This is a genomic window from Bacillus sp. SORGH_AS_0510 (genome assembly GCF_030818775.1).
In the GTDB taxonomy this organism is placed as follows: Bacteria; Bacillota; Bacilli; order Bacillales; family Cytobacillaceae; genus Neobacillus.
The window spans coordinates 3,478,914-3,504,795 of the sequence record NZ_JAUTAU010000001.1 but is presented as its reverse complement, the minus strand read 5'-3'; the positions used below and the strand labels follow the sequence as shown (position 1 = coordinate 3,504,795).

21 protein-coding genes and 1 pseudogene are annotated in these 25,882 nt (G+C 38.3%); all 22 read left to right on the top strand.

The window, feature by feature from the left end; translation table 11 throughout:
• The first annotated feature begins 248 nt into the window (after positions 1 to 248).
• The 22 genes and pseudogenes from topA (at position 249) to rbfA (ending at position 25,816) form a co-directional block, all read left to right on the top strand.
• Positions 249 to 2,327, top strand: coding sequence for a type I DNA topoisomerase (gene topA / locus QE429_RS17875; RefSeq protein ID WP_307288904.1), 2,079 nt, complete (start codon positions 249 to 251; stop codon positions 2,325 to 2,327).
• 174 nt (positions 2,328 to 2,501) lie between these two features.
• Positions 2,502 to 3,809, top strand: coding sequence for an FADH(2)-oxidizing methylenetetrahydrofolate--tRNA-(uracil(54)-C(5))-methyltransferase TrmFO (trmFO, locus tag QE429_RS17870; protein ID WP_307288903.1), 1,308 nt, complete (start codon positions 2,502 to 2,504; stop codon positions 3,807 to 3,809).
• Between the two features lie 61 nt (positions 3,810 to 3,870).
• Positions 3,871 to 4,770 (top strand): tyrosine recombinase XerC, encoded by a 900-nt coding sequence (xerC, locus tag QE429_RS17865; protein WP_307288901.1) that lies wholly within the window; start codon positions 3,871 to 3,873, stop codon positions 4,768 to 4,770.
• 93 nt (positions 4,771 to 4,863) lie between these two features.
• Positions 4,864 to 5,406 carry an ATP-dependent protease subunit HslV gene (gene hslV, locus QE429_RS17860; protein ID WP_307288899.1) on the top strand — a complete coding sequence of 181 codons (543 nt, stop codon included), beginning with the start codon at positions 4,864 to 4,866 and terminating at the stop codon, positions 5,404 to 5,406.
• Between the two features lie 18 nt (positions 5,407 to 5,424).
• Positions 5,425 to 6,834, top strand: coding sequence for an ATP-dependent protease ATPase subunit HslU (gene hslU / locus QE429_RS17855; RefSeq protein WP_307288897.1), 1,410 nt, complete (start codon positions 5,425 to 5,427; stop codon positions 6,832 to 6,834).
• A gap of 64 nt (positions 6,835 to 6,898) precedes the next feature.
• The gene (gene codY / locus QE429_RS17850) at positions 6,899 to 7,678 is read left to right on the top strand and encodes a GTP-sensing pleiotropic transcriptional regulator CodY (RefSeq protein WP_307288895.1); all 780 of its coding nucleotides are present in this window, start codon (positions 6,899 to 6,901) and stop codon (positions 7,676 to 7,678) included.
• A gap of 195 nt (positions 7,679 to 7,873) precedes the next feature.
• Positions 7,874 to 8,572, top strand: a complete 699-nt coding sequence (rpsB, locus tag QE429_RS17845) for a 30S ribosomal protein S2 (protein WP_307288893.1) — start codon at positions 7,874 to 7,876, stop codon at positions 8,570 to 8,572.
• A gap of 135 nt (positions 8,573 to 8,707) precedes the next feature.
• Positions 8,708 to 9,592, top strand: coding sequence for a translation elongation factor Ts (gene tsf / locus QE429_RS17840; protein ID WP_307288891.1), 885 nt, complete (start codon positions 8,708 to 8,710; stop codon positions 9,590 to 9,592).
• Between the two features lie 171 nt (positions 9,593 to 9,763).
• Positions 9,764 to 10,489: a UMP kinase gene (gene pyrH, locus QE429_RS17835; RefSeq protein ID WP_307288887.1), complete on the top strand. Its 726-nt coding sequence runs from the start codon at positions 9,764 to 9,766 to the stop codon at positions 10,487 to 10,489.
• Positions 10,490 to 11,047 (top strand): ribosome recycling factor, encoded by a 558-nt coding sequence (gene frr / locus QE429_RS17830; protein ID WP_307288886.1) that lies wholly within the window; start codon positions 10,490 to 10,492, stop codon positions 11,045 to 11,047.
• Between the two features lie 426 nt (positions 11,048 to 11,473).
• Positions 11,474 to 12,253, top strand: coding sequence for an undecaprenyl pyrophosphate synthase (locus QE429_RS17825; RefSeq protein WP_307288884.1), 780 nt, complete (start codon positions 11,474 to 11,476; stop codon positions 12,251 to 12,253).
• Between the two features lie 73 nt (positions 12,254 to 12,326).
• Positions 12,327 to 13,115, top strand: coding sequence for a phosphatidate cytidylyltransferase (locus QE429_RS17820; RefSeq protein WP_307288883.1), 789 nt, complete (start codon positions 12,327 to 12,329; stop codon positions 13,113 to 13,115).
• A gap of 34 nt (positions 13,116 to 13,149) precedes the next feature.
• The gene (dxr, locus tag QE429_RS17815; RefSeq protein ID WP_307288881.1) at positions 13,150 to 14,292 is read left to right on the top strand and encodes a 1-deoxy-D-xylulose-5-phosphate reductoisomerase; all 1,143 of its coding nucleotides are present in this window, start codon (positions 13,150 to 13,152) and stop codon (positions 14,290 to 14,292) included.
• Between the two features lie 70 nt (positions 14,293 to 14,362).
• Positions 14,363 to 15,625, top strand: a complete 1,263-nt coding sequence (gene rseP / locus QE429_RS17810; protein WP_307288879.1) for an RIP metalloprotease RseP — start codon at positions 14,363 to 14,365, stop codon at positions 15,623 to 15,625.
• A gap of 174 nt (positions 15,626 to 15,799) precedes the next feature.
• Entirely contained in the window at positions 15,800 to 20,125 is a 4,326-nt protein-coding gene (locus tag QE429_RS17805) for a PolC-type DNA polymerase III (protein ID WP_307288877.1), read from the top strand.
• A 259-nt stretch (positions 20,126 to 20,384) separates the two neighbouring features.
• Positions 20,385 to 20,852 (top strand): ribosome maturation factor RimP, encoded by a 468-nt coding sequence (gene rimP / locus QE429_RS17800; protein ID WP_307288875.1) that lies wholly within the window; start codon positions 20,385 to 20,387, stop codon positions 20,850 to 20,852.
• Positions 20,853 to 21,083: 231 nt separating this feature from the next.
• Positions 21,084 to 22,205, top strand: a complete 1,122-nt coding sequence (nusA, locus tag QE429_RS17795) for a transcription termination factor NusA (protein ID WP_307288873.1) — start codon at positions 21,084 to 21,086, stop codon at positions 22,203 to 22,205.
• An 18-nt stretch (positions 22,206 to 22,223) separates the two neighbouring features.
• Positions 22,224 to 22,497, top strand: a pseudogene (gene rnpM / locus QE429_RS17790) (RNase P modulator RnpM).
• An 8-nt stretch (positions 22,498 to 22,505) separates the two neighbouring features.
• The gene (locus QE429_RS17785; protein ID WP_307288871.1) at positions 22,506 to 22,808 is read left to right on the top strand and encodes a YlxQ family RNA-binding protein; all 303 of its coding nucleotides are present in this window, start codon (positions 22,506 to 22,508) and stop codon (positions 22,806 to 22,808) included.
• Between the two features lie 19 nt (positions 22,809 to 22,827).
• Positions 22,828 to 25,146 carry a translation initiation factor IF-2 gene (infB, locus tag QE429_RS17780; RefSeq protein WP_307288869.1) on the top strand — a complete coding sequence of 773 codons (2,319 nt, stop codon included), beginning with the start codon at positions 22,828 to 22,830 and terminating at the stop codon, positions 25,144 to 25,146.
• The gene (locus QE429_RS17775; protein WP_307288867.1) at positions 25,143 to 25,424 is read left to right on the top strand and encodes a DUF503 domain-containing protein; all 282 of its coding nucleotides are present in this window, start codon (positions 25,143 to 25,145) and stop codon (positions 25,422 to 25,424) included. The genes infB and QE429_RS17775 overlap by 4 nt, the downstream gene beginning before the upstream one ends.
• 17 nt (positions 25,425 to 25,441) lie before the next feature.
• Entirely contained in the window at positions 25,442 to 25,816 is a 375-nt protein-coding gene (gene rbfA, locus QE429_RS17770; RefSeq protein ID WP_307288866.1) for a 30S ribosome-binding factor RbfA, read from the top strand.
• The last annotated feature ends 66 nt before the right edge of the window (positions 25,817 to 25,882 follow it).

Here is a 25,882-nt window from a genome sequence, read left to right as displayed (position 1 = left end):
TGTAAAAAGGCAATAATGGGAATAAAAGTGGGAGATTATGCAGGTTTTTTTTGATTAAATGGAGAAATTAGCTAAAAAAGGTTGCAATAATTTCTAATATGTTATACATTTTCCAACAGAAGTTCGAAAAAAATGGATAGTGTAAAAATAAACATCATTACCATATAAATGGATTAATATTGGGATAGGGCAGTTTTGTAAAGTATATCAAGGCGCTTTCACACTTTCCCTCTTAAGGAGGATAATGAATGGCAGATTTTCTAGTAATCGTAGAATCACCTGCAAAAGCGAAGACAATTGAACGATATTTAGGAAATAAATATAAAGTAAAAGCATCCATGGGACATGTTCGAGACTTACCGAGAAGCCAGATGGGAGTCAGTCCAGAGACTGGATTTGAACCTAAGTACATTACAATCCGGGGCAAGGGTCCTGTACTGAAAGACTTAAAAACAGCAGCCAAAAAAGCAAAAAAAGTCTTTCTTGCAGCCGACCCCGATCGCGAAGGAGAAGCAATTGCTTGGCACTTGGCTCACAGTTTGGATGTAGATATTCATTCTGATTGCCGTGTGGTTTTTAATGAAATTACCAAAGAGGCCATCAAGGAATCTTTCAAACATCCTCGCCCGATTAATACGGACCTTGTTGATGCACAGCAGGCACGAAGGGTTTTAGACCGGCTTGTAGGCTATAATATCAGTCCGCTATTATGGAAGAAAGTAAAAAAAGGACTAAGTGCAGGACGTGTTCAGTCAGTTGCGGTCCGTTTAATCATTGATAGAGAAAATGAAATTAAAGCGTTTACTCCCGAGGAGTACTGGACGATTGAAGGAGAGTTCTTAAAAGGGAAAAACCATTTTAATGCATCCTTCCACTCCCTTGTCGGCAAAGAGAAAACAGAGTTAAGTTCAGAGCAAGATGTTCAAGCGATCTTGCAACAATTAAAAGACAATAAATTTAAAGTAGTATCTGTTACAAAAAAAGAAAGAAGAAGAAATCCTGCACCACCATTTATTACTTCCTCATTACAACAGGAAGCTGCAAGGAAGCTTAATTTTAGGGCAAAGAAAACTATGATGCTCGCCCAGCAGCTGTACGAAGGAATTGAGCTTGGCAAAGAGGGAACGGTTGGTCTCATTACCTATATGAGAACAGATTCCACTAGAATTTCAGAAGTTGCTCAAGCTGAAGCGGCTGAATATATTAAAGCAGAGTATGGGGAAAACTTTTTAAAAGATGACCAAAGAAAAGAGAAAAAACAGTCGAATGCTCAAGATGCCCACGAGGCCATTCGCCCAACGAGCACTTTAAGGGATCCAAATAGCATGAAGGATTTTCTTTCACGTGATCAACTCCGTCTATATAAATTAATCTGGGAGCGTTTTTTAGCGAGTCAAATGGCACAAGCAGTGATGGATACTATGAGTGTAGATTTGCAAAATGGAAATGTTCTTTTCCGCGCAACTGGCTCTAAAATTAAATTTCCTGGTTTCATGAAGGTATATGTAGAAGGTACAGATGATCAGGTAGAAGGCCCAGATAAAATGTTACCTGACTTAAAAGAGGGGGATGAGGTCTTTAAAAAAGACATCGAACCTAAGCAGCATTTTACACAGCCGCCTCCAAGATACACAGAGGCAAGGCTAGTGAAAACACTTGAAGAATTGGGTATCGGCCGACCATCTACTTATGCCCCAACGCTAGATACAATCCAAAAGCGGGGCTATGTGGCATTAGACAATAAACGATTTGTCCCGACAGAGCTTGGTGAAATCGTTCATGAATTAATGGTAGAGTTTTTCCCAGATATTTTAGATGTAGAATTTACAGCTAAGATGGAACAAGATTTGGATAATATTGAAGATGGAAAAGTACAGTGGGTCCAAATAATTGATGAATTTTACCAAGACTTTGAAACCCATCTAAAAAAAGCAGAACAAGAAATGCAGTCTGTAGAAATTAAAGATGAGCCTGCAGGTGAAGACTGTGAAAACTGCGGCAGCCCAATGGTGTTTAAAATGGGACGCTACGGAAAATTTATGGCATGCAGCAATTTTCCTGATTGTCGTAACACAAAGCCAATTGTGAAGGAAATAGGTATGGATTGTCCTACTTGTAAAGAGGGACAGGTGGTTGAGCGCAAGAGTAAGAAAAAGAGAATTTTCTATGGTTGTACCAGATATCCAGAATGTGAATTCATCTCTTGGGATAAACCACTGCCAAGACCATGTCCAAAGTGTGAGGGACTTTTAGTTGAGAAGAAATTGAAAAAAGGCGTACAGGTACAATGTACGGCATGTGATTATAAGGAAGAACAGCAGAGTTAAAAGAGTGGAAAATCCCACTCTTTTTTTATTTCTCAAATAAAAAACTTTTTTGTTTTTAATTCGTATAGTACAATGCAAGATGGACTTAATTGAGGGAATGGTAAAGTTATATGCTTTTTACTTAGCAAAATTGGATATAAAAGTAATAGCAGCATATAATCAGGAGGTTTATATATGAAAGATGTCACCATTAACGTAATAGGAGCAGGCTTAGCTGGAAGTGAAGCGGCATGGCAAATTGCAAAGCGAGGTGTAAAGGTCCGTCTTTATGAAATGCGGCCAGTTAAACAAACTCCAGCACACCACACGGATAAATTTGCAGAATTAGTTTGTAGTAATTCTTTGCGTGCCAATACATTAACAAATGCAGTTGGTGTACTTAAAGAAGAAATGAGAAAGCTAGATTCCGTCATAATTGCAGCAGCAGATGCTTGTTCCGTTCCAGCAGGGGGTGCCTTGGCGGTAGACAGGCATGAATTTGCAGCAAAGGTTACTGAATTAGTGAAGAATCACGAAAATGTAACAGTTATAAACAAAGAGGTAACAACCATACCAGAGGGTCCAACCGTAATTGCGACGGGTCCGCTGACAAGTGCCGAGCTTTCTGCACAACTAAAGAACCTAACTGGTGAGGAATATCTTTATTTCTATGATGCAGCTGCTCCAATTATTGAAAAAGAAAGCATTAACATGGACAAGGTATACTTAAAATCCCGCTATGATAAAGGAGAAGCGGCTTATCTTAACTGTCCAATGAGTGAAGAAGAATTTAACCGTTTTTACGAAGCACTCATTTCTGCAGAAACAGTACCTTTAAAGGAATTTGAAAAAGAGATCTTTTTTGAAGGATGCATGCCAATTGAAGTAATGGGAGCCAGAGGGAAAAAGACCATGTTATTTGGTCCATTAAAACCAGTCGGTTTGGAAGACCCTAAAACAGGGAAAAGACCCTATGCAGTCGTACAGCTTCGTCAAGATGATGCAGCAGGAACCCTGTTTAATATTGTCGGATTTCAAACACACTTAAAGTGGGGAGCACAAAAAGAAGTCATTCAATTAATTCCGGGCCTTGAAAATGCTGAAATTATCCGCTATGGAGTTATGCACCGCAATACTTTTATTAATTCGCCGAAGGTTCTTAAGGCTACGTATCAATTCCGAAATAGAGAAGATTTATTCTTCGCTGGTCAAATGACGGGTGTAGAGGGTTATGTGGAATCAGCTGCAAGTGGATTGATTGCTGGAATTAACGCAGCACGGATGGTTCAAGGAATGGAAACAATTGAGTTTCCTGCTGAAACAGCTATTGGAAGCATGGCCCGTTATATTACAACCGCTAATCCGAAAAACTTCCAGCCGATGAACGCGAATTTTGGATTATTTCCGGAACTTCCAGTTAAAATCAGAGGGAAGCAAGAAAGAAATTTACAGCATGCAAACCGGGCGTTAGACACAATTCAGAACTTTGTGAAAGTTTTGTAAAATTTATTGCAAGGGGTATGGAAGTGTGTTACGATTTAGTAGCCCTTGTGAGGTGAATTTTATGACAAATGTGAATGTTTTCTTAAAGTTATTTCTTGAGTATTTACAAATGGAACGTAATTATTCAAAATATACAATTGAACATTATCAACATGATATCAGTGATTTCTTTACGTTCATGGCTGAGCAAGCTATAAATGAAGTCGATAAGGTTCAATATCATGATGCCAGACTTTACCTTACCAGATTATATGATAAAAATCTTGCAAGAAAAACGGTTGCTAAAAAAATTTCTGCACTAAGAAGTTTCTATAAATTTTTGCTTCGGGAGCAATACGTAGAAAGTAATCCATTTACACTTTTAACGACACCAAAGATTGAAAAAAGGCTTCCTCAATTCTTTTATGAAAATGAAATCACACTTCTATTTAATTCTTGTGAAACAGAAACGGCTTTAGGACAAAGGAATAAAGCATTGCTTGAACTATTATATGGAACAGGAATTCGTGTCAGTGAGTGCTGTCGGATTCGTTTAAAAGATCTTGATTTTTACTTATCGACTGTCTTGGTTCATGGAAAAGGTAATAAGGAACGCTATGTTCCTTTCGGAACTCAAGCGTCTCGTGCATTAGACTTGTACATAAACGATGGTAGAAAAAAGCTTTTAGCAGGCAATCAATCAGTTGAGGCTTTATTTGTAAATAACCGAGGTGGGGCACTAACAACCAGGGGAACAAGAAAAGTATTAAATCGAATGATTGAAAAATCTGCTTTAGATTCAAGTATTCATCCGCATAAGCTAAGACATTCTTTTGCCACTCATTTATTAAATAATGGTGCAGATTTAAGGTCAGTTCAAGAATTGTTAGGCCATGCCTTTTTATCATCAACGCAAGTGTATACCCATGTGACCAATGAACACTTGAAGAAATCGTATATGGCCCATCATCCAAGGGCATAAATATATATTGTTTTTCATATGGATTTGTAATGGTTACATACATTTATCTTATTTGTCTGTAAGCGGAAAATTCTCCTATAGGAGGTCATCTAAATGAACCAATTTCATGCAACAACAATATTTGCGATCCATCATAATGGTCAATGCTCGATGTCTGGTGATGGCCAAGTTACATTTGGTAATGCGGTAGTGATGAAGCACACTGCAAGAAAAGTAAGAAAGATATTTAATGGTAGAGTGTTAGCAGGATTTGCTGGTTCTGTGGCTGATGCATTTACCTTGTTTGAGTTATTTGAAGGCAAATTAGAGGAGTTTAATGGGAATTTACAAAGAGCTTCAGTTGAATTGGCTAAAGAGTGGAGAAGTGATAAGGTTCTTAGGAAGCTTGAAGCCATGCTCATTGTGATGGACCGAGAAAACTTACTATTAGTGTCTGGCACCGGTGAAGTCATCGAGCCGGATGATGGAATCCTTGCAATTGGATCAGGTGGGAATTACGCGCTTGCTGCAGGACGCTCACTTAAAAAATATGCTGGTGACCATCTAACTGCAAAAGAAATAGCAAAAGCTTCTTTAGAAATAGCTGCAGAAATATGTGTGTATACAAACCACAACATTATCGTTGAAGAGCTATAACGGGAAGGAGACCGAAAAATGGGAAAAACCAATACCAATAATTTAACCCCCCGTCAAATCGTCGAAAGACTTGATCAATATATTATTGGACAAAAGGATGCTAAAAAGGCAGTTGCTGTGGCGCTAAGAAATCGCTATAGAAGAGGATTGTTAAGTGAAAAGCTTCGCGATGAGGTCATTCCAAAGAACATTTTAATGATCGGTCCAACTGGTGTTGGAAAAACAGAAATTGCCCGAAGAATTGCCAAACTTGTTGGTGCGCCATTTATTAAAGTGGAAGCGACTAAATTCACTGAGGTTGGGTATGTTGGTCGTGATGTTGAATCAATGGTCAGAGATCTTGCAGAAACATCTGTTCGATTAGTTAAAGAAGATCGAATGCAAAGTGTCAAAGAACGCGCAGAGGAAAATGCTAACAGCCGTCTTGTTGATTTACTTGTTCCATCCGCTAAAAAATCGACAGGATATAAAAACCCGTTAGAAATGTTATTTGGAGGTGGAAACTCCTCAACTGAACAGGAAGCACCACAAGAGGATTATTCTGTTCAGGAAAAACGCAAGATTGTCAAAGAAAAATTGGCCCTCGGTCAATTAGAGGAAGAGATTGTAACTGTAGAAGTAGAGGAACAAACTCCTTCTATGTTTGATATGCTTCAAGGTTCCGGTATTGAACAAATGGGTATGAATATGCAAGATGCTCTAAGCAGCTTTATGCCAAAAAAACGCAAGAAAAGAAAACTTACTGTTAGAGAAGCAAGGAAGGTTTTAACCAGTGAAGAAGCCTCCAAGCTTATCGATATGGATGAAGTAACTTCAGAGGCTATATATCGTGCTGAACAAACGGGAATTATTTTTATCGATGAAATTGATAAAATAGCCAGCAAGAATTCAGGCGGTTCATCAGCTGATGTATCACGCGAGGGTGTCCAAAGAGATATCCTTCCAGTCGTAGAAGGCTCAACGGTGGTAACTAAATATGGCTCCATTAAAACGGATCATATTTTATTTATTGCTGCTGGGGCATTTCACATGGCGAAACCTTCTGATTTAATTCCTGAACTTCAAGGACGTTTTCCAATTCGTGTGGAATTAACAAAACTCACAGTTGATGACTTCTTTAGGATTTTAATCGAGCCGGATAATGCATTAATTAAGCAATATCAAGCATTATTGGAAACAGAAGGTATACAAATTGAATTTTCTGACGATGCTATTCGTAGAATCGCAGAAGTAGCCTATGATGTGAATCAAAACACAGACAATATCGGTGCAAGACGACTTCATACAATTTTAGAAAAGCTTTTAGAAGATTTGTCATTCGAAGCTCCAGATATCACGATGGAGAAAGTTACCATCACACCGCAATATGTGGATGAAAAACTAGGGGCTATTTCTAAAAATAAAGACTTAAGTCAATTTATCCTATAAGAAACTAAAATAGTTTAATTTAAAAATTTAATAATGGTTGTAGTCAATTAGGAGGAAGAAACAGATGGATTTACTTACAAAAACTAGACGGATTAATGTATTATTGCAAAAGGCAGCAGGAAAACCGGTGAACTTCAAGGAAATGTCTGAGACATTAAGTGAAACGATTGAAGCGAATGTTTACATTGTAAGCCGACGCGGAAAACTTCTTGGTTTTTCAATTTATCAACAAATTGAAAACGAAAGAATGAAGAAAATGTTTGAGGACCGCCAATTTCCTGAAGAATATACAAAGGGACTATTCAATATTCAAGAAACTTCTTCAAACCTGGATATTGAAAGTCAATATACAGCTTTCCCTGTAGAGAATAGAGATTTATTCCGTGAAGGTCTAACAACAATCGTTCCAATTATCGGTGGAGGAGAACGTCTTGGCACATTAATCCTTGCAAGATTGCAAGAGAAGTTCCATGATGATGATCTAATCCTTGGTGAGTATGGTGCGACTGTAGTAGGTATGGAAATTTTACGTGAAAAATCAGAAGAAATCGAAGAAGAGGCTAGAAGCAAAGCTGTCGTTCAAATGGCTATTAGTTCATTATCATATAGTGAGCTTGAAGCAATTGAACATATTTTCGAAGAACTTAATGGTCATGAAGGCTTGTTAGTTGCATCAAAAATTGCTGACCGTGTTGGTATTACACGTTCTGTTATCGTAAATGCACTAAGAAAGCTTGAAAGTGCAGGGGTAATTGAATCCCGTTCCCTTGGTATGAAAGGTACGTATATCAAAGTCTTAAATGATAAGTTTCTTGTTGAACTTGATAAATTAAGATCTAACTAATAAAAAAATCTCCAGGTGTGAGCCTGGAGATTCTTTTTTTAAAAGTATACTTGATTGTTGTTTGTACATGTGCTATATTATTTCATGGTGTTAATACACACGCTCGTTGATTTAAACAGATGGTGCTGTTTAAAACAGTTTCTGTTTAAAAATGATAGGAGCGGAGGAAATCAAAACCATTAGGAGGAAACAAACATGTCAGTTATTTCAATGAAACAATTGCTTGAAGCTGGTGTACACTTCGGACACCAAACTCGCCGTTGGAACCCAAAGATGAAGAAATACATCTTCACAGAGCGTAACGGTATCTACATCATCGACCTTCAAAAAACAGTTAAGAAGGTAGAAGAAGCTTACAACTGGGTAAAGGACCTTGCTGGTAACGGCGGAACAGTTCTTTTTGTTGGTACAAAGAAACAAGCTCAAGATTCTGTTAAAGAAGAAGCAGCTCGTTCTGGTATGTACTATGTTAACCAACGTTGGTTAGGTGGTACACTAACAAACTTTGAAACAATCCAAAAGCGTATTGGTCGTTTAAAAGATATCGAAAGAATGTCTGAAGACGGAACTTTCGAAGTATTACCTAAGAAAGAAGTTGTTCAATTAAAGAAAGAACAAGAACGTCTTGAGAAGTTCTTAGGCGGAATCAAAGATATGAAGCAACTTCCAGATGCACTATTCATTATCGACCCTCGTAAAGAGCGTATCGCAGTTGCTGAAGCTAAGAAGTTAAACATTCCTATCGTAGGTATTGTTGATACTAACTGTGATCCAGACGAAATCGACGTTGTAATTCCTGCAAACGATGATGCAATTCGTGCGGTTAAGCTTTTAACTGGTAAAATGGCAGATGCGATCCTTGAAGCAAAACAAGGCGAAGAAGTTACTGCTTAATTAATTGAAGTGTTAAAATTAAAAAGGTGATAAGAGGGAGCACCCTTTATCACCTTTTTTTAAAGTAGGTTTATCTTGACTAACAATGGCTAAGATATGAATATAGTACATAGTATTTAAAGGAGGAAGTTAATTATGGCAGTTACTGCTCAAATGGTTAAAGAACTACGTGAAAAAACTGGCGCTGGTATGATGGATTGTAAGAAAGCATTAACAGAAACAAACGGTGATATGGAAAAAGCAATTGATTTCTTACGTGAAAAAGGAATTGCAAAGGCTGCAAACAAAGCAGACCGTATTGCTGCAGAAGGTTTAACTTCTATCCTTGTTGATGGAAATGAAGCAGTTATTCTTGAAGTGAACTCTGAGACAGACTTCGTAGCAAAGAACGATGCGTTCCAAGCACTTGTTAAGGAACTTGCTGAACACCTACTTAAAAACAAACCAGCTACTGTTGAAGAAGCATCTGCTCAAACAATGGAAAACGGTGCAACTGTAGCGGATCACATCAATTCTTCAATTGCTAAAATTGGTGAAAAACTTTCACTTCGTCGTTTTGCAGTAGTTTCTAAAACTGATAATGATGCGTTTGGTGCATACCTTCACATGGGTGGACGTATCAGCGTATTAACAGTACTTGAAGGTACTACAGATGCAGATGCTGCTAAAGATGTTTCTATGCACATCGCTGCATTAAGACCAAAATACGTTTCACGTGATCAAGTTTCTCAAGAAGAAGTAGAGCGTGAGCGTCAAGTATTAACTCAACAAGCTCTTAATGAAGGCAAGCCAGAAGCAATCGTTGCTAAAATGGTAGAAGGTCGTCTTGGCAAGTATTTTGAAGATGTTTGTGTACTTGATCAAACTTTCGTTAAAAACCCAGACCAAAAGGTTCGTCAATTTGTTGAATCTAAAGGTGCAACTGTTCGCGAATTCGTTCGTTACGAAGTAGGAGAAGGCATCGAGAAAAAAGAAGATAACTTCGCTGAAGAAGTTATGAACCAAGTAAATAAACAATAGTCAAATATTCTCTTGTTTAAGAACAAACAAGCTTTAAGGGAATGTTACTGAAATAGGTTTTTAAATAGGGGACACAGTGTGTTCCCTATTTTTCAAGACAAGAATAAATATTGTATTGCAGTAGTGCAGACTGTGCGCTAATGCTGAATAAATTTACATACGGAGGTTTATATGAGCGGTCCTAAGTACAAACGCGTAGTATTGAAATTGAGCGGAGAAGCACTTGGTGGTGATTCTGGCTTTGGTATTAAACCTTCTGTAATCAAATCGATTGCCATCCAAGTAAAAGAAATTGCAGAACTTGGGGTAGAGGTAGCTGTTGTCGTAGGCGGCGGAAACATTTGGCGGGGAAAAATCGGCAGTGAGATGGGCATGGATCGAGCGAATGCTGATTATATGGGTATGCTTGCAACTGTTATGAACTCTCTAGCCTTACAAGATAGCTTAGAGAATTTAGGGGTTGAGTCAAGGGTACAGACCTCCATTGAAATGCGTCAGGTTGCAGAACCGTACATTAGACGTCGTGCGATTAGACATTTAGAAAAGAAACGTGTAGTTATTTTTGCAGCTGGAACAGGGAATCCATACTTCTCAACAGACACAACAGCAGCATTAAGAGCCGCTGAAATTGATGCTGAAGTAATTCTAATGGCAAAAAATAATGTCGATGGTGTATATTCTGCAGATCCACGGATCGATGCAAATGCTACAAAGTATGAAGATCTTTCATTCTTAGATGTACTAAAGGAAGGATTAGCTGTTATGGATTCAACTGCATCTTCCTTATGTATGGATAATGATATCCCACTTATTGTTTTCTCAATTATGGAGCAGGGGAATATTAAAAAAGCCGTTATGGGTGAAAAAATTGGAACAGTTGTTAGGGGGAAAAATTAAATGCCAAAACAAGTTATTGCTACTACGAAGGATCGTATGACAAAAGCCGTTCAATCATATACTCGTGAACTAGCTACAATCCGTGCAGGAAGAGCGAGTGCATCCTTACTTGACCGTATTACAGTTGATTATTATGGTGCTCCAACTCCTGTCAATCAAATGGCTGGTATCTCTACTCCGGAAGCTCGCCTACTTGTTATTCAACCCTATGATAAATCAATCCTTGGTGATATCGAAAAGGCGATTCTTAAATCTGACTTAGGATTAAATCCAACAAACGACGGATCAGTGATTCGTATTGCTATTCCACAACTAACAGAAGAACGTCGTAAAGAGCTAGTTAAGTTAGTTAAAAAAGAATCAGAAGATGCAAAAGTTGCCATTCGAAATATTCGCCGTGATGGAAACGATGACTTGAAGAAGCTTGAGAAAAATGGTGAAATCACTGAAGATGCACTTCGTGGTTATTCCGATGACATCCAAAAGCTTACAGATGAATATATTCAAAAAATCGACCAAATCACGAAAGATAAAGAAAAAGAAATTTTGGAAGTATAAATGTGAGAGTGAACCCTCTTTTTTTAGGGGGTTTTTTCACTATTTACGGGTATTTATATTTTGTAGGCTGTGTTAAAGAACATTGTTGAATTATTAAAACCTTTTGATCGGAGCGGAAGACACGAAGACTCCTGTGGGAGTATGGTTCAGGGGAGACCCCGCAGGCGCAAGTGCCGAGGAGGCTCACCGAAACACCCACGGAAAGCGAAGTGTCTGGAGCGGAGATCAACAGAGACAGCTAAACAAAACCATCTTATAGGAAGACCCGAAAATGTTTTCTGAACATTATTCTTAATTCCTTTTATTTTACATAAGTTATTTATTAGAGATATCTTTTTGCTTTTTTGGTATGATAAAAGCATGTAACCTTGTTTACCTTTACATAAACAATCGGAGGCAACGATTAATTAATTGAGGAGCATTGCTATGTTTAATAAATTTAGGCTTGGGAAGAAAAAAGAACAATCTTCCACACTCCGAGATAAAATTGAAGAAGTAAAAAAACAACCTGTACCCGAGCATGTTGCGATCATTATGGATGGCAACGGGCGTTGGGCTAAGAAAAGGGCGTTACCACGAGTTGCCGGTCATCATGAAGGAATGAAAGTGGTTCGAAAAACCACCATGTTGGCAAATAAACTTGGCGTGAAGACACTCACCTTATATGCTTTTTCAACTGAAAATTGGAAACGTCCTAAAAACGAAGTAGAATATATTATGCGTCTGCCTGAAGAATTTTTAGGTACCTTTCTTCCTGAGCTAGTTGAGAATAATGTTCAAGTGAAAATGATTGGATATAAAAGTCAGCTTCCTGTACATACACTTCGTGCAATTGAAAAAGCTATAGAAGAAACAAAAGATAATAATGGACTAGTATTAAACTTTGCGCTAAATTATGGAAGCAGGGCGGAGATCATTGATGCAGTCAAACAGGTCTTAAATGATAGTAAAAATGGAATACTAAATGAGACTGATCTGAATGAGGATGTTTTTTCATCCTATCTTATGACCTCTGAATACAAAGATCCGGACCTTTTAATTCGAACAAGTGGAGAAATCCGCTTGAGTAATTTCATGCTTTGGCAATTAGCTTACTCAGAGTTTTGGTTTACGGATGTATTATGGCCGGATTTCAGCGAGGAGCACTTACTAGAAGCAATAGAAGCATTTCAAAAGCGGCAGCGTAGGTTTGGCGGCATTTTATAATGTGAAATTTAGCAAAACAGGTTAAGCGTATTCCACTTAACCGTCACTTGAGCAAAAGGTGTTGAACTATTAGATGAAGCAAAGAATTATCACAGGAGTCGTAGCAGCGGCATTATTTTTGCCCATTGTATTTTATGGGGGATTTCCCCTTGTTTTATTAACATACTTTTTAGCGACCATCGGGTTATATGAACTGCTAAAAATGAAAAACCTTTCTATTTTTTCTGTTCATGGATTCCTTTCGGTACTTTTTCTATGGGTCTTGCTTTTCCCTGAAAAGGAGTATTCTGAAGTAATACAAACCTTCTATTATTCAAAAACTGAAATTGGGATCGCATTGATTCTCTTATTATTGACGTATACAGTAATTACAAAAAATCGCTTTACCTTTGAGGACGTTTCTTTCTCCTTACTGTCTGCCTTATACGTAGGAATTGGTTTCTACTTTTTCTTTGAGACAAGGCAAGAGGGTGGACTTGTTTTTATTTTTTATTCCTTATTTATGATATGGGCAACTGATTCTGGTGCTTACTTTATTGGTAAGGCAATGGGTAAAAGAAAGCTATGGCCTGAAATTAGTCCCAATAAGACCGTTGAAGGCTCTATAGGTGGAGTCATATGTGCAGTCATAGTCTCCGTTCTATTTGTACTATTCACCGACATTCATGCATCTTTAATAGGAATTACTGTCGCACTATCAGTTTTTGGACAAATTGGTGATTTAGTCGAATCTGCATTTAAGCGCCATTTTAACGTAAAAGATTCAGGAAATATATTACCTGGTCATGGTGGTATTTTAGACCGATTTGATAGTTTATTATTTGTGTGGCCGTTATTGCACTTTTTTCATCTATGGGTGTAGGTGCATGGGTTTTATTTTTTAGGAGTTGACATTATTGAAAACAATTAGTTTATTGGGGGCTACCGGGTCAATTGGTACGCAAACACTGGATGTTATTCGTGAGCACCCAACAGAATTTAAACTAGCAGCTCTATCTATTGGGAAAAATATTGAGCTGGCAAGACAAATGATTACTGAATTTCAACCTGAGCTTGTTTCTGTACAAAACAAAAGTGATTATATTACATTAAAAGAAGAATTCCCTCATATTAAATTTACTTTTGGTGATGAGGGATTAATCGAAACAGCAGTTTATGATAAAGCGGATATTCTAGTGAATGCCGTCCTAGGAAGTGTGGGGCTCAATCCAACTTTACAAGCGATTGAATGCGGAAAAACCATTGCTATTGCGAATAAAGAGACGCTTGTTACTGCCGGTCACTTAGTAATGGATGCAGCTAAAAGAAACCAAGTAACACTTCTTCCAGTCGATAGTGAACACTCCGCCATTTTCCAAGCTCTTCAAGGGGAAAAGGCGAAAAATATTGAGAAATTAATTTTGACTGCTTCAGGTGGCAGTTTCCGTGATCGTACAAGAAGCGAGTTGGAAAACGTTACGGTTCAGGAAGCATTAAACCACCCCAATTGGTCTATGGGAGCTAAAATTACAATAGATTCGGCTACCATGATGAATAAAGGGCTGGAAGTAATTGAGGCTCACTGGCTGTTTGATATTCCTTATGATAAAATAGATGTTCTCCTTCATAAGGAGAGTATTATCCATTCCATGGTTGAGTTTCATGATAGTAGTATCATAGCTCAGCTTGGAACACCAGATATGAGAGTGCCGATTCAATATGCACTCACCTATCCAGACCGATTGCCACTTTCTACGGCAAATCGATTGAATCTGGCCCAAATCGGGAAATTGCATTTTCAGGAAATGGATCTTGAGAGGTTTCGTTGTCTACACTTTGCGTATATGGCAGGTAAAAAAGGCGGAACAATGCCAACGGTTTTAAATGCTGCAAACGAAGCGGCAGTTGCAGCATTTTTAGATGGGAAGATTCGTTTCCTTCAAATTGAAGAATTAATAGAAAAGGCATTAAGCACTCATCAAACCATAGAGCACCCTAGCCTAGCTGTTATACAAGAGGTAGATAAAGAAACAAGACAGTATGTACAATCTCTTCTGTAAGGAAAGCGGAAGTGACCGTAACAATGTTTAATGATTCTCCCCCTATCCTTAAAAAAGGTGGTTTTAAAATTTGAGTACAGTTATTGCCTTTATAGTAATTTTTGGTGCACTTGTCTTTTTCCATGAATTAGGTCATTTTATCTTTGCAAAAAGAGCAGGAATTCTTTGTCGGGAGTTTGCTATTGGTATGGGCCCAAAGGTATTCTCCCATAAAAAAGGAGAGACAACATATACCATTCGCTTATTACCGATTGGTGGCTTTGTTCGAATGGCTGGTGAGGATCCAGAGGTAGTTGAAATTAAACCTGGTTATCGTATTGGGCTTTTATTTGATAAGCAGGACAAGGTTACGAAAATCATTTTAAATAATAAAGAAAAGTTTCCTAACTGCCGAATTGTGGAAGTTGAGCATGCTGATATTGAGCGTGATTTAATCATTAAGGGATATCCTGAAGATGAAGACGAAAGCTTGCAAGTATTCAACGTACATTCAAATGCAGTAATTGTTGAAAATGGGGTAGAATCGCAAATTGCGCCGATTGACCGTCAATTTGGCTCTAAAACATTAGGACAAAGATTTATGGCTATTTTTGCTGGCCCAATGATGAACTTTGTTCTAGCATTTGTTGTATTTATTGTTATTGCTTTGCTGCAAGGTGTTCCATCAAATGAACCTAAATTAGGTGAAATCACTCCTGATGGTGCAGCTAAAATGGCTGGACTGAAAAAAGGGGACGTTGTACAGAGTATTGATGGATCAGAAATTTCAAGCTGGACAGATGTAGTTGAAATCATTCGGAAAAATCCAAATGAAGAATTAGACTTTTCAATCGTTCGTGATGGAAATGAGAAGGAAGTACAAGTTACTCCTATCGAAAAGACAGTTGAGGGTAAGAAAATGGGGATTATAGGCGTTTATAGCCCTGTGGAAAAATCACCTGTTCAGGCCGTGAAATCTGGTTTTACTGAAACTTATTTCTGGACAAAGCAGATATTTGTTATGCTCGGAAAATTGGTTACTGGCCAATTTTCAATTGATGCCCTTTCAGGTCCGGTTGGAATTTATAAATCTACAGATGAAGTAGCGAAATCAGGCATTTATTATTTAATGAAATGGGCAGGAATTTTAAGTATTAACCTAGGAATTATGAACCTATTACCAATCCCTGCACTTGATGGTGGAAGATTAATGTTTTTTGCCGTCGAAGCAGTGAGAGGAAAGCCAATTGATCGACAAAAAGAAGGGATGGTTCATTTTATCGGATTTGCCCTTCTGATGCTATTAATGCTTGTTGTTACTTGGAATGACATTCAAAGATTTTTCTTGAAATAATAACAAATGGGATCGCAAATTAAATTGCGGTCCTTCATTTTTTTAGGAGACATTTTTCAATAAATGGATGAAGTTTTCTGTCGAAATGAAACGAATCATTTTGTATCATGTGATATAATAACTATTTGATAATGAATAGACAGATAGATTTTAATATAGATGGGAGAGAGAACGATGAGCGAACATGCCCTAGGCAATAAAGAGCGATTCCAACTCTTGCTCCAGCAGCTGCAATTGATCGAAGATGCTGTAGTAGTGCATTTTAACAATGCACAAATTGAAAGATTAATGGTAGAAAAGAAAGCAAGGAAATGGCATTTCCAATTCTTATTTGAAAAAATTCTTCCTTTTAATGTGTATATGCGGTTTACCACACAGCTGGAAAGAACTTTTTCAAATATTGCTACTGTTTCATATGAAATTAAAGTGCCTAATCCAAGCAGTACACCAGAACTTTTATTAGAATATTGGAGTCATTGTATTCAACAAATAGATGGAATTTCTCCACCACTGTTAAAACTATTAAATGAGCAAATGCCGGTCGTAAGTGGAAATAAACTAACAATCACCGTAAGAAATGAGGCAGAAGGTTTAGCCTTAAAACGTAAATATGGATCTGTCATAGGGGATATTTTTCAAACCTTTGGCTTTCCTATGTTTTCTATTGAGACAGATTTAAAAGCGGATGAAAGTAATGAGGAGTACGAAAAGTTTCTTCTTGCCAAACAAAAGGAAGACCAGGAACGCGCTCTTCTTGCTATGGTTGAAATGCAAAAACAGGATGCAGAAAAGGAACAAGGTTCTGGAGATGTGCCTGATGGCCCGCTCAACATTGGACTTACAATTAAGGATGATAGCGACTTCCGCAGTATGATTGAGATCGTCGATGAAGAACGACGAGTTGCTGTTGAGGGATATATTTTTGATGCGGAAATTAGAGAGCTTCGCAGCGGCCGTTCCTTATTAACCTTTAAAATTACCGACTATACAAGCTCGCTAATGGTAAAAATGTTCTCTCGTGATAAAGAAGATGCAGCTCTTTTCCAACGCGTGAAAAAGGGAATGTGGGTTAAGGTTCGAGGAAGCATTCAAAACGATACATTTGTCCGAGACCTAGTCATGATCGGAAATGATATTAATGAAATTAAGCCTATTCAGCGAAAGGATACTGCACCTGAAGATGAAAAACGGGTAGAACTGCATTTGCATACCCCAATGAGTCAAATGGACGCAGTTACACCTGTTAGTGCGTTAATCGCTCAGGCAAAAAAATGGGGTCATAAAGCCATTGCAGTAACTGACCATGCTGTTGCTCAATCTTTCCCAGAAGCATATGGTGCTGGAAAGAAAAACGATATAAAAATACTTTACGGCGTAGAAGTTAATTTAGTTGATGATGGCGTGCCGATTGCCTACAATGATGCACACCGACTGCTTGCCGAGGATACGTTTGTTGTATTTGACGTAGAAACAACGGGACTTTCAGCCGTATATGATACCATTATTGAATTAGCTGCTGTAAAGGTACAGGGTGGCGAAATTATTGATCGTTTCGAGTCATTTGCCAACCCGCATCATCGACTATCTGCGACAACGATCAACTTAACAGGCATAACGGATGATATGGTCCAAAATGCACCTGAAGTTGGAGAAGTGATAAGAAACTTTTATGGATGGATAGGAGATGCGGTTCTTGTCGCCCATAATGCTTCGTTCGATATGGGGTTCCTTAATGTTGGATACAAACAAATTGGTTTAGAAAAAGCTAAGAACCCTGTAATTGATACACTAGAACTAGGACGTTTTCTGTATCCTGAACTAAAAAACCATCGACTAAATACATTAGCTAAGAAGTTTGATATTGAGTTAACACAGCATCACCGCGCAATTTATGATGCCGAAGCAACAGGATACTTGTTATTAAAGATGTTAAAAGATGCTCACGAAAAAGGAATTCAGTTCCATGATGAATTAAACGACAACATGGGAAAAGGAAATGCCTATCAGCGTGCGCGTCCGTACCACTGTACACTTTTAGCCCAAACTGAGGCAGGGTTAAAGAACTTATTTAAGCTTGTTTCCATCTCACATATTGAATACTTTTACCGTGTGCCGCGGCTTCCAAGATCAGTTCTGCAAAAATACCGAGAAGGAATTCTTGTAGGCTCTGGCTGTAATAAAGGGGAAGTGTTCGAAGGAATGATGCAAAAGTCTCCAGAGGAAGTGGAAGCTTACGCCGGTTTTTATGATTATCTTGAAGTTATGCCAAAAGAGGTCAATGCGCCTCTGATTGAAATGGAATTGGTCCGTGATGAAAAAGCCATGGAAGATATTATCGGTAAAATTGTTGCCTTGGGTGATAAATTAGGCATTCCAGTTGTGGCAACAGGTAATGTTCATTATTTAAATGAAAATGATAAAATTTACCGTAAGATTTTAGTTAATTCACAAGGTGGGGCAAACCCGTTAAATCGTCATGAGTTGCCAGACGTACACTTTAGAACCACCAATGAAATGCTTGATGCTTTTTCATTCTTAGGCAAAGACAAGGCAAAGGAAATCGTTGTGACCAATTCAAATAAAATAGCTGATATGATAGACGCTATTAAACCGATTAAAGACGATCTTTATACACCTAAAATTGAAGGTGCAGATGAAGAGATGCGTGAGATGAGCTATGCGATGGCTCATAAGATATACGGTAACCCTCTACCGGAAATTGTTGAAGCTAGATTGGAGAAAGAGCTAAAAAGTATTATTGGCCATGGATTTGCCGTTATTTACTTGATTTCACATAAACTTGTAAAAAAATCACTCGATGATGGATATCTTGTTGGTTCCCGTGGTTCAGTTGGATCCTCTCTTGTTGCAACAATGACAGAGATAACAGAAGTAAATCCACTACCACCGCACTATGTTTGTCCAACTTGTAAACATTCTGAGTTCTTTAACGATGGATCTGTTGGATCCGGATTTGATTTACCGGATAAAGATTGTCCTCAGTGTGGAGACAAATATCGAAAAGATGGGCACGATATACCGTTCGAAACCTTTCTCGGTTTTAAAGGGGACAAGGTTCCCGATATCGATTTGAACTTCTCAGGTGAATATCAGCCGCGTGCCCATAACTATACAAAGGTTCTGTTTGGTGAAGAGTATGTATACCGTGCGGGAACAATTGGTACCGTTGCTGATAAAACAGCATTCGGTTATGTGAAGGCCTATCAGCAAGATAATAACCTCCAATTACGCGGTGCGGAAGTAGAACGGCTCGCATCAGGCTGTACAGGGGTAAAAAGGACAACTGGGCAACATCCTGGTGGAATTATCGTTATACCAGATTACATGGATGTGTACGATTTCACACCAATCCAATTCCCGGCTGACGATAGAAATTCTGAATGGAAAACCACTCATTTTGATTTCCATTCCATTCATGATAATGTGTTGAAGCTTGATATACTGGGACACGATGATCCGACTGTCATTAGAATGCTTCAAGACCTAAGCGGGATCGATCCTAAAACCATTCCAACCGATGACCCTGAGGTTATGAAAATTTTTAGTGGGACGGAATCTTTAGGTGTAACGGAACAACAAATTATGTGTAAAACAGGTACACTTGGGATACCTGAATTTGGTACCCGATTTGTAAGACAGATGTTAGAGGATACAAAGCCAACAACTTTCTCTGAGCTTGTCCAAATTTCCGGTTTATCGCATGGAACGGACGTTTGGCTTGGGAATGCACAGGAACTAATCCATAACCAAATCTGTAACTTAAGTGAAGTTATTGGTTGTCGTGACGATATCATGGTCTACTTAATTTATCAGGGACTGGAACCTTCCTTTGCGTTTAAGATAATGGAGTCTGTACGTAAAGGTAAAGGGTTGAGCGAAGAAATGGAAGCAGAAATGCGGAAAAACGAAGTGCCTGAATGGTACATTGATTCATGTAAAAAGATTAAATACATGTTCCCAAAAGCACACGCGGCAGCATATGTATTAATGGCTGTTCGTATTGCCTATTTCAAAGTACATCTTCCACTCCTTTATTATGCGGCTTATTTTACAGTCCGCGCTGAAGACTTTGAAATTGAAGTAATGTCGCGAGGGCCAGAAGCAATTCGAGCAAAGATTGAAGAAATCAATGCGAAGGGCCTTGAAGCATCGAATAAAGAGAAAAACCTTCTAACGGTTATGGAACTTTCACTTGAAATGACTGAGAGAGGATTTGTATTCCAAAATTATGATTTATATAAATCGGCAGCATCAGAGTTTATTATAGAAGGGAATACACTTATTCCACCTTTCAATTCGATTCCTGGTCTAGGAACGAATGCAGCTTTTAATATTGTAAAAGCACGAGAAAATGGAGAGTTCCTATCTAAAGAAGACCTTCAACAACGTGGAAAAGTATCCAAGACAATTCTTGAGTATCTAGACAAGCAGGGTTGTCTAAATGCCTTGCCAGAAGCAAATCAGCTATCCTTGTTCTAAATAGGGATAACTTTGATAAGCCTTCCTTGTGTTTGCATAAAAACAATGGTTATGGTATAGTTTTATTGGAAATACTAAGAAATACTCTCGTGTTCAAGAGTGGGGAAACCCACTCTTTCGTTATGTAATCGAGTTGCGGACTCAAAAATGTGTCGAGCTTCTTGGTTTTGTTTACAAAATGTTTTTTAGTGTTATTTGATAAAACTTTCCGTGAACTACATAGAATATGGGTGAAATAAATCGGAAAAGGAGGTAAAGCATGAGCAAAGTAACGGAAGTTGTAGAAGAGCTGGCTACACCAATTTTTCAAGAACTTGGCTTAGAATTAGTGGAAATTGAGTATGTGAAGGAAGGTAAAAACTGGTACCTTCGCGTATATATCGATAAAGACACTGGGGTTGATATTGAGGATTGCGGACTTGTCAGTGAACGACTAAGTGAAAAACTCGACGCATTGGATCCAATTCCCCATAACTACTTTCTTGAAGTATCCTCACCGGGTGCAGAGCGTCCATTGAAAAAAGAAAAAGATTTTGAAAAGGCAATTGGAAAAAATGTTTTTGTTAAAACATATGAACCAATTGATGGAGAAAAAGGTTTTGAAGGGAAATTACTTGAATTTGACGGCCAGCACTTGAAAATTGAAGTAAAAATCAAAACACGTAAAAAATCGATTGAAATTCCATATGAAAAAGTAGCAAGCGCAAGACTTGCTGTTGTATTTTAATAAATGGCATTGTTAAAGAACAGTGGTGAATAGAACACCCTGTTGATTGGAGCGGAAGGCACGAAGACTCCTGTGGGAGTAGTGTTCAGGGGAGACCCCGCAGACGCGTTTCGCCGAGGAGGTTCGCCGAAACACCCACGAACCGCTCGTGCCTGGAGCGGAAATCAATAGGCAAATTTAATATAGCCTTATAAATTATAAAATTGAATAAGAGTAGGGGGATACAAGCAAATGAGCAGCGAATTATTAGATGCTCTTACAATACTGGAAAGAGAAAAAGGTATTTCCAGAGATATACTAATTGATGCAATCGAGGCCGCATTGGTATCAGCATACCGTCGTAATTTTAATCAGGCACAAAATGTCCGCATTGATTTGAATTTACAAAATGGGTCCATGCGCGTTTTTGCAAGAAAAGAAGTGGTTGATGAAGTATTTGATCCACGACTTGAGATTTCTCTTGCAGATGCCCAACACATTAATCCTAATTACCAGGTTGAAGATGTAGTCGAAATGGAAGTAACTCCAAAAGACTTCGGAAGAATCGCTGCACAAACAGCGAAACAAGTGGTAACTCAGCGTGTTAGAGAAGCTGAAAGAGGGATTATTTATTCTGAATTTATTGACCGCGAAGAAGATATCATGACGGGTATTGTACAAAGACTTGACTCTAAGTTTATTTATGTCAGCCTTGGTAAAATTGAAGCACTATTGCCTTTAAATGAACAAATGCCAAATGAACGTTACAAACCGCATGATCGAATCAAAGTTTTTATTACTAAAGTGGAAAAAACAACTAAAGGCCCACAAATCTTTGTATCTAGAACTCATCCTGGATTACTAAAGCGATTATTTGAAATTGAAGTTCCTGAAATCTATGACGGTACAGTAGAAATTAAATCTGTTGCTCGTGAAGCAGGAGATCGTTCGAAAATTTCCGTTCATTCCGACAACCCTGAGGTTGATCCAGTAGGTTCTTGTGTTGGACCAAAAGGAACAAGGGTTCAAGCAGTTGTAAATGAATTAAAAGGTGAAAAAATTGATATTGTGAAATGGTCAGATGATCCAGTAGTGTTCGTCGCTAACTCATTAAGCCCTTCTAAAGTGCTTGATGTTATGGTGAACGAAAACGAAAAAGCAACTACAGTAGTTGTTCCTGATTATCAACTTTCATTAGCAATCGGTAAACGCGGACAGAATGCACGTTTAGCAGCAAAATTAACCGGTTGGAAAATCGATATCAAAGCAGAAAGTGAAGCACGTGAGTTAGGCATCTATCCTCGTGAAGAAACAATTAGGCTGTTTGACGATCAAGTTGATACAGATTTCGATTTTGAAGAGGACTTGGACTAATACAGGAGGTGAATGATCGTGAACACAAGAAAAAAAGTTCCTATGCGCAAATGTGTGGCTACCGGTGAAATGAAGCCGAAAAAAGAACTCGTTCGCATCGTCTCGCTCAAAAGAAGGGGATGTTTCCATCGATTTAACCGGAAAAAAATCCGGCAGAGGAGCATACCTTTCAATGGACAAAGAAGCGGTCCTATTAGCCAAGAAGAAAAATACATTAGCTAACCATTTAGAGGTTTCAATAAATGATTCTATATATGATGAATTACTTGAGCTAATCGAGAAGGAGAACTGACAATCCAAATGAAACAAAATCAATGGATGTCATTGCTTGGCTTGGCCAATCGAGCGCGTAAAATTATATCGGGTGAGGAGCTTGCCTTAAAAGAAATCAGAAATGGAAAAGCAAAGCTCGTTTTATTAGCCGCGGATGCATCTGCAAATACGACTAAAAAAATTTCAGATAAATGTAATTCCTATCAAGTTCCTATAAAAATGGTGGAAGATCGTCATCTTCTAGGTCAAGCAATTGGCAAGGAAGCCCGCGTTGTTGTAGCTATTTTGGATGATGGATTTGCAAAAAAACTGGTAACGTTGCTCGATTAAATCTAGCGGGGGTGAAAATATGAGTAAAATCCGTGTATATGAATACGCAAAAAAACACAACATTTCAAGTAAAGAAATTATTACAAAACTAAAAGAAATGAATATAGAGGTTTCTAACCATATGGCAACAATAGAAGATGCAGACGTAAAAAAACTTGATGCGACATTTAACAAGAAAGAAAATAATGCGAATACTCAACAAAAACAAACGAGCGGCGGGCAGCAACAACGTTCAAATGGACGTCCTGCTCAACAACAACAACGTTCAAATCAAAGAGCGGCACAGTCTGGGCAAAAAACACATGTACAGTCTAAAAATGCACCTAAAGCGTTTGAGGAAGCTGCAGATAAATCTCCTGCTCCAAGTAAGGTGAAAGTAGTCTCTCCACCAAAAGCGGGTGAAGGCAAAAAACAGAACCAAGAATATCAATCAAAAGAAAACAAAGTCTTCAGCAATGCAGATAAAGCTAAGGCTAAGCCTTATAATAATAACCAAAATCGTAATAACCGTAATAACAATAACAAGAAGAAGGCTCATACGCCAGTTCAGCAAGCACAGCCGCAGAAGAAAAAGGAAAAAGAGCTTCCTGCTAAAATTACTTTTAGTGAGTCTCTAACTGTGGGAGAACTGGCAAAAAAAATCTATCGTGAACCTTCAGAAATTATTAAAAAGCTGTTTATGCTTGGTGTAATGGCTACCATCAACCAAGTCTTGGATAAAGATGCTATTGAATTGATTGCAAGTGAATATGGTGTCGAAGTGGAAGAAGAAATTAAAATTGACACAACAGATCTTGAAGTTTATTTCACTGAAGATACAGCAGAAGATTTAGTGGAAAGACCTTCTGTAGTAACAATTATGGGTCACGTTGACCACGGTAAAACAACCCTTCTTGACTCTATTCGTAATACAAAGGTTACTGAAGGAGAAGCTGGAGGTATTACCCAGCATATCGGTGCCTATCAAGTAGTTGAAAATGGAAAGAAAATCACTTTCCTTGATACACCTGGACACGCTGCATTTACAACGATGCGTGCTCGTGGGGCTAAGATCACTGATATTACCATTCTTGTGGTAGCAGCAGATGATGGTGTTATGCCACAAACCGTTGAAGCCATTAACCATGCAAAAGCAGCGGAAGTTCCAATTATTGTAGCTGTAAATAAGATGGATAAAGAAGCTGCAAATGCAGATCGTGTTATGCAGGAATTGACTGAACATGGATTAGTAGCAGAAGCTTGGGGTGGAGATACTATCTTTGTACCACTTTCTGCGAAAACTGGTGAAGGAATCGATACATTGCTTGAAATGATTCTACTTGTAAGTGAAGTAGAAGAATATAAAGCAAACCCAAATCGAAATGCTGTTGGTACTGTAATCGAAGCACAATTAGATAAGGGTCGTGGTTCTGTCGCTACATTACTAGTACAAAACGGTACATTAAAAATTGGTGATCCAATTGTAGTAGGAAATACATTTGGTCGTGTCCGTGCAATGGTAAATGATAAAGGCCGCCGCGTAAAAGATGCTGGACCATCAACACCAGTTGAAATCACAGGGCTAAATGATGTTCCACAAGCAGGGGACCGCTTCGTTGTATTTGAAGACGAAAAAACAGCTCGTCAGGTTGGGGAAGCACGTGCTCAAACTGCTTTGGTAGCTCAACGTGGTGAAAAATCGGTTGTCAGTCTTGAAACACTATTCGACCAATTGAAGCAAGGTGAAATGAAGGACTTAAACATCATTCTAAAAGCAGATGTTCAAGGTTCTGCTGAAGCCGTAGCTGCTTCATTGCAAAAAATAGATGTAGAAGGCGTTAACATTAAAATTATTCATAGTGGTGCTGGAGCAATCAATGAATCGGATATTAGTCTTGCAGCTGCTTCTAATGCAATTGTAATCGGCTTTAACGTTCGTCCAGATGTAAATGCCAAACGTGCTGCAGAAGCTGAAAAGGTTGATGTTCGTCTGCACCGTATCATTTACAAAGTAATTGAAGAAATTGAAGCAGCCATGAAGGGTATGCTTGATCCTGAGTTCCAAGAAAAGATTATTGGTCAAGCAGAAGTCCGTCAAACATTTAAGGTTTCAAAAGTAGGAACAATTGCAGGTTCCTATGTTACGGATGGTAAAATTACTCGTGATAGCGGAATCCGCTTGATCCGAAACGGAGTAGTTATCTTTGAAGGACAAATCGATGCCTTAAAACGATTCAAAGATGATGCAAAAGAAGTTTCACAAGGGTATGAATGTGGTGTTACCATTAAAAACTTCAATGATGTTAAAGAAGGAGATATCATTGAAGCCTACGTAATGGAAGAAATTGAACGTAAATGATCATAGGTGTTGCCGAGTGTGAATGTATCATCTATGATGCTCATTCATTAAAAGAGAAACGAGCAGTTTTGTTGAGAATTCTAACTCGTCTTAAACAGAAATTTAATGTTTCTGTTTCTGAGGTTGATTTCCAAGATGTGTGGCAAAGGACGAAAATAGCCATTGTCGTTGTTACCTCGTCAAGAGTATCAACAGAGCAAGAATTGCAAAACGCACTTAAATTAATTGACTCGTTTCCAGAAATAGAACGTACGATCACCGAGATTGATTGGCTTTAAGTTAAGAGGTGAATGTGATGAGCCACAGAGCGAATCGTGTTGGAGAACAAATGAAAAAAGAACTTAGTGACATCATCGGCCGTAAGATAAAAGATCCTCGGATCGGCTTTGTGACGGTTACTGACGTTCAAGTAACAGGGGATTTGCAACAAGCAAAAGTATTTATTTCTGTGTTAGGTGACGATGAACAAAAGGAGAATACGTTAAAAGGCTTAGCGAAAGCAAAAGGCTTTATCAGGACAGAAATTGGCCACCGTATTCGCCTGCGAAAAACACCTGAAATTATTTTTGAATGGGATGAATCAATCGATTATGGAAATCGAATTGAAACACTTCTACATCAATTGCATACGGATGATGATAAACCGATGGAAAAGAATGACGAAGAATAAATTCAAAAACAAGCAGAAATTTAAAGTGAGAATGGATAGACAATTGTCTATCCATTTTTTTCTAAT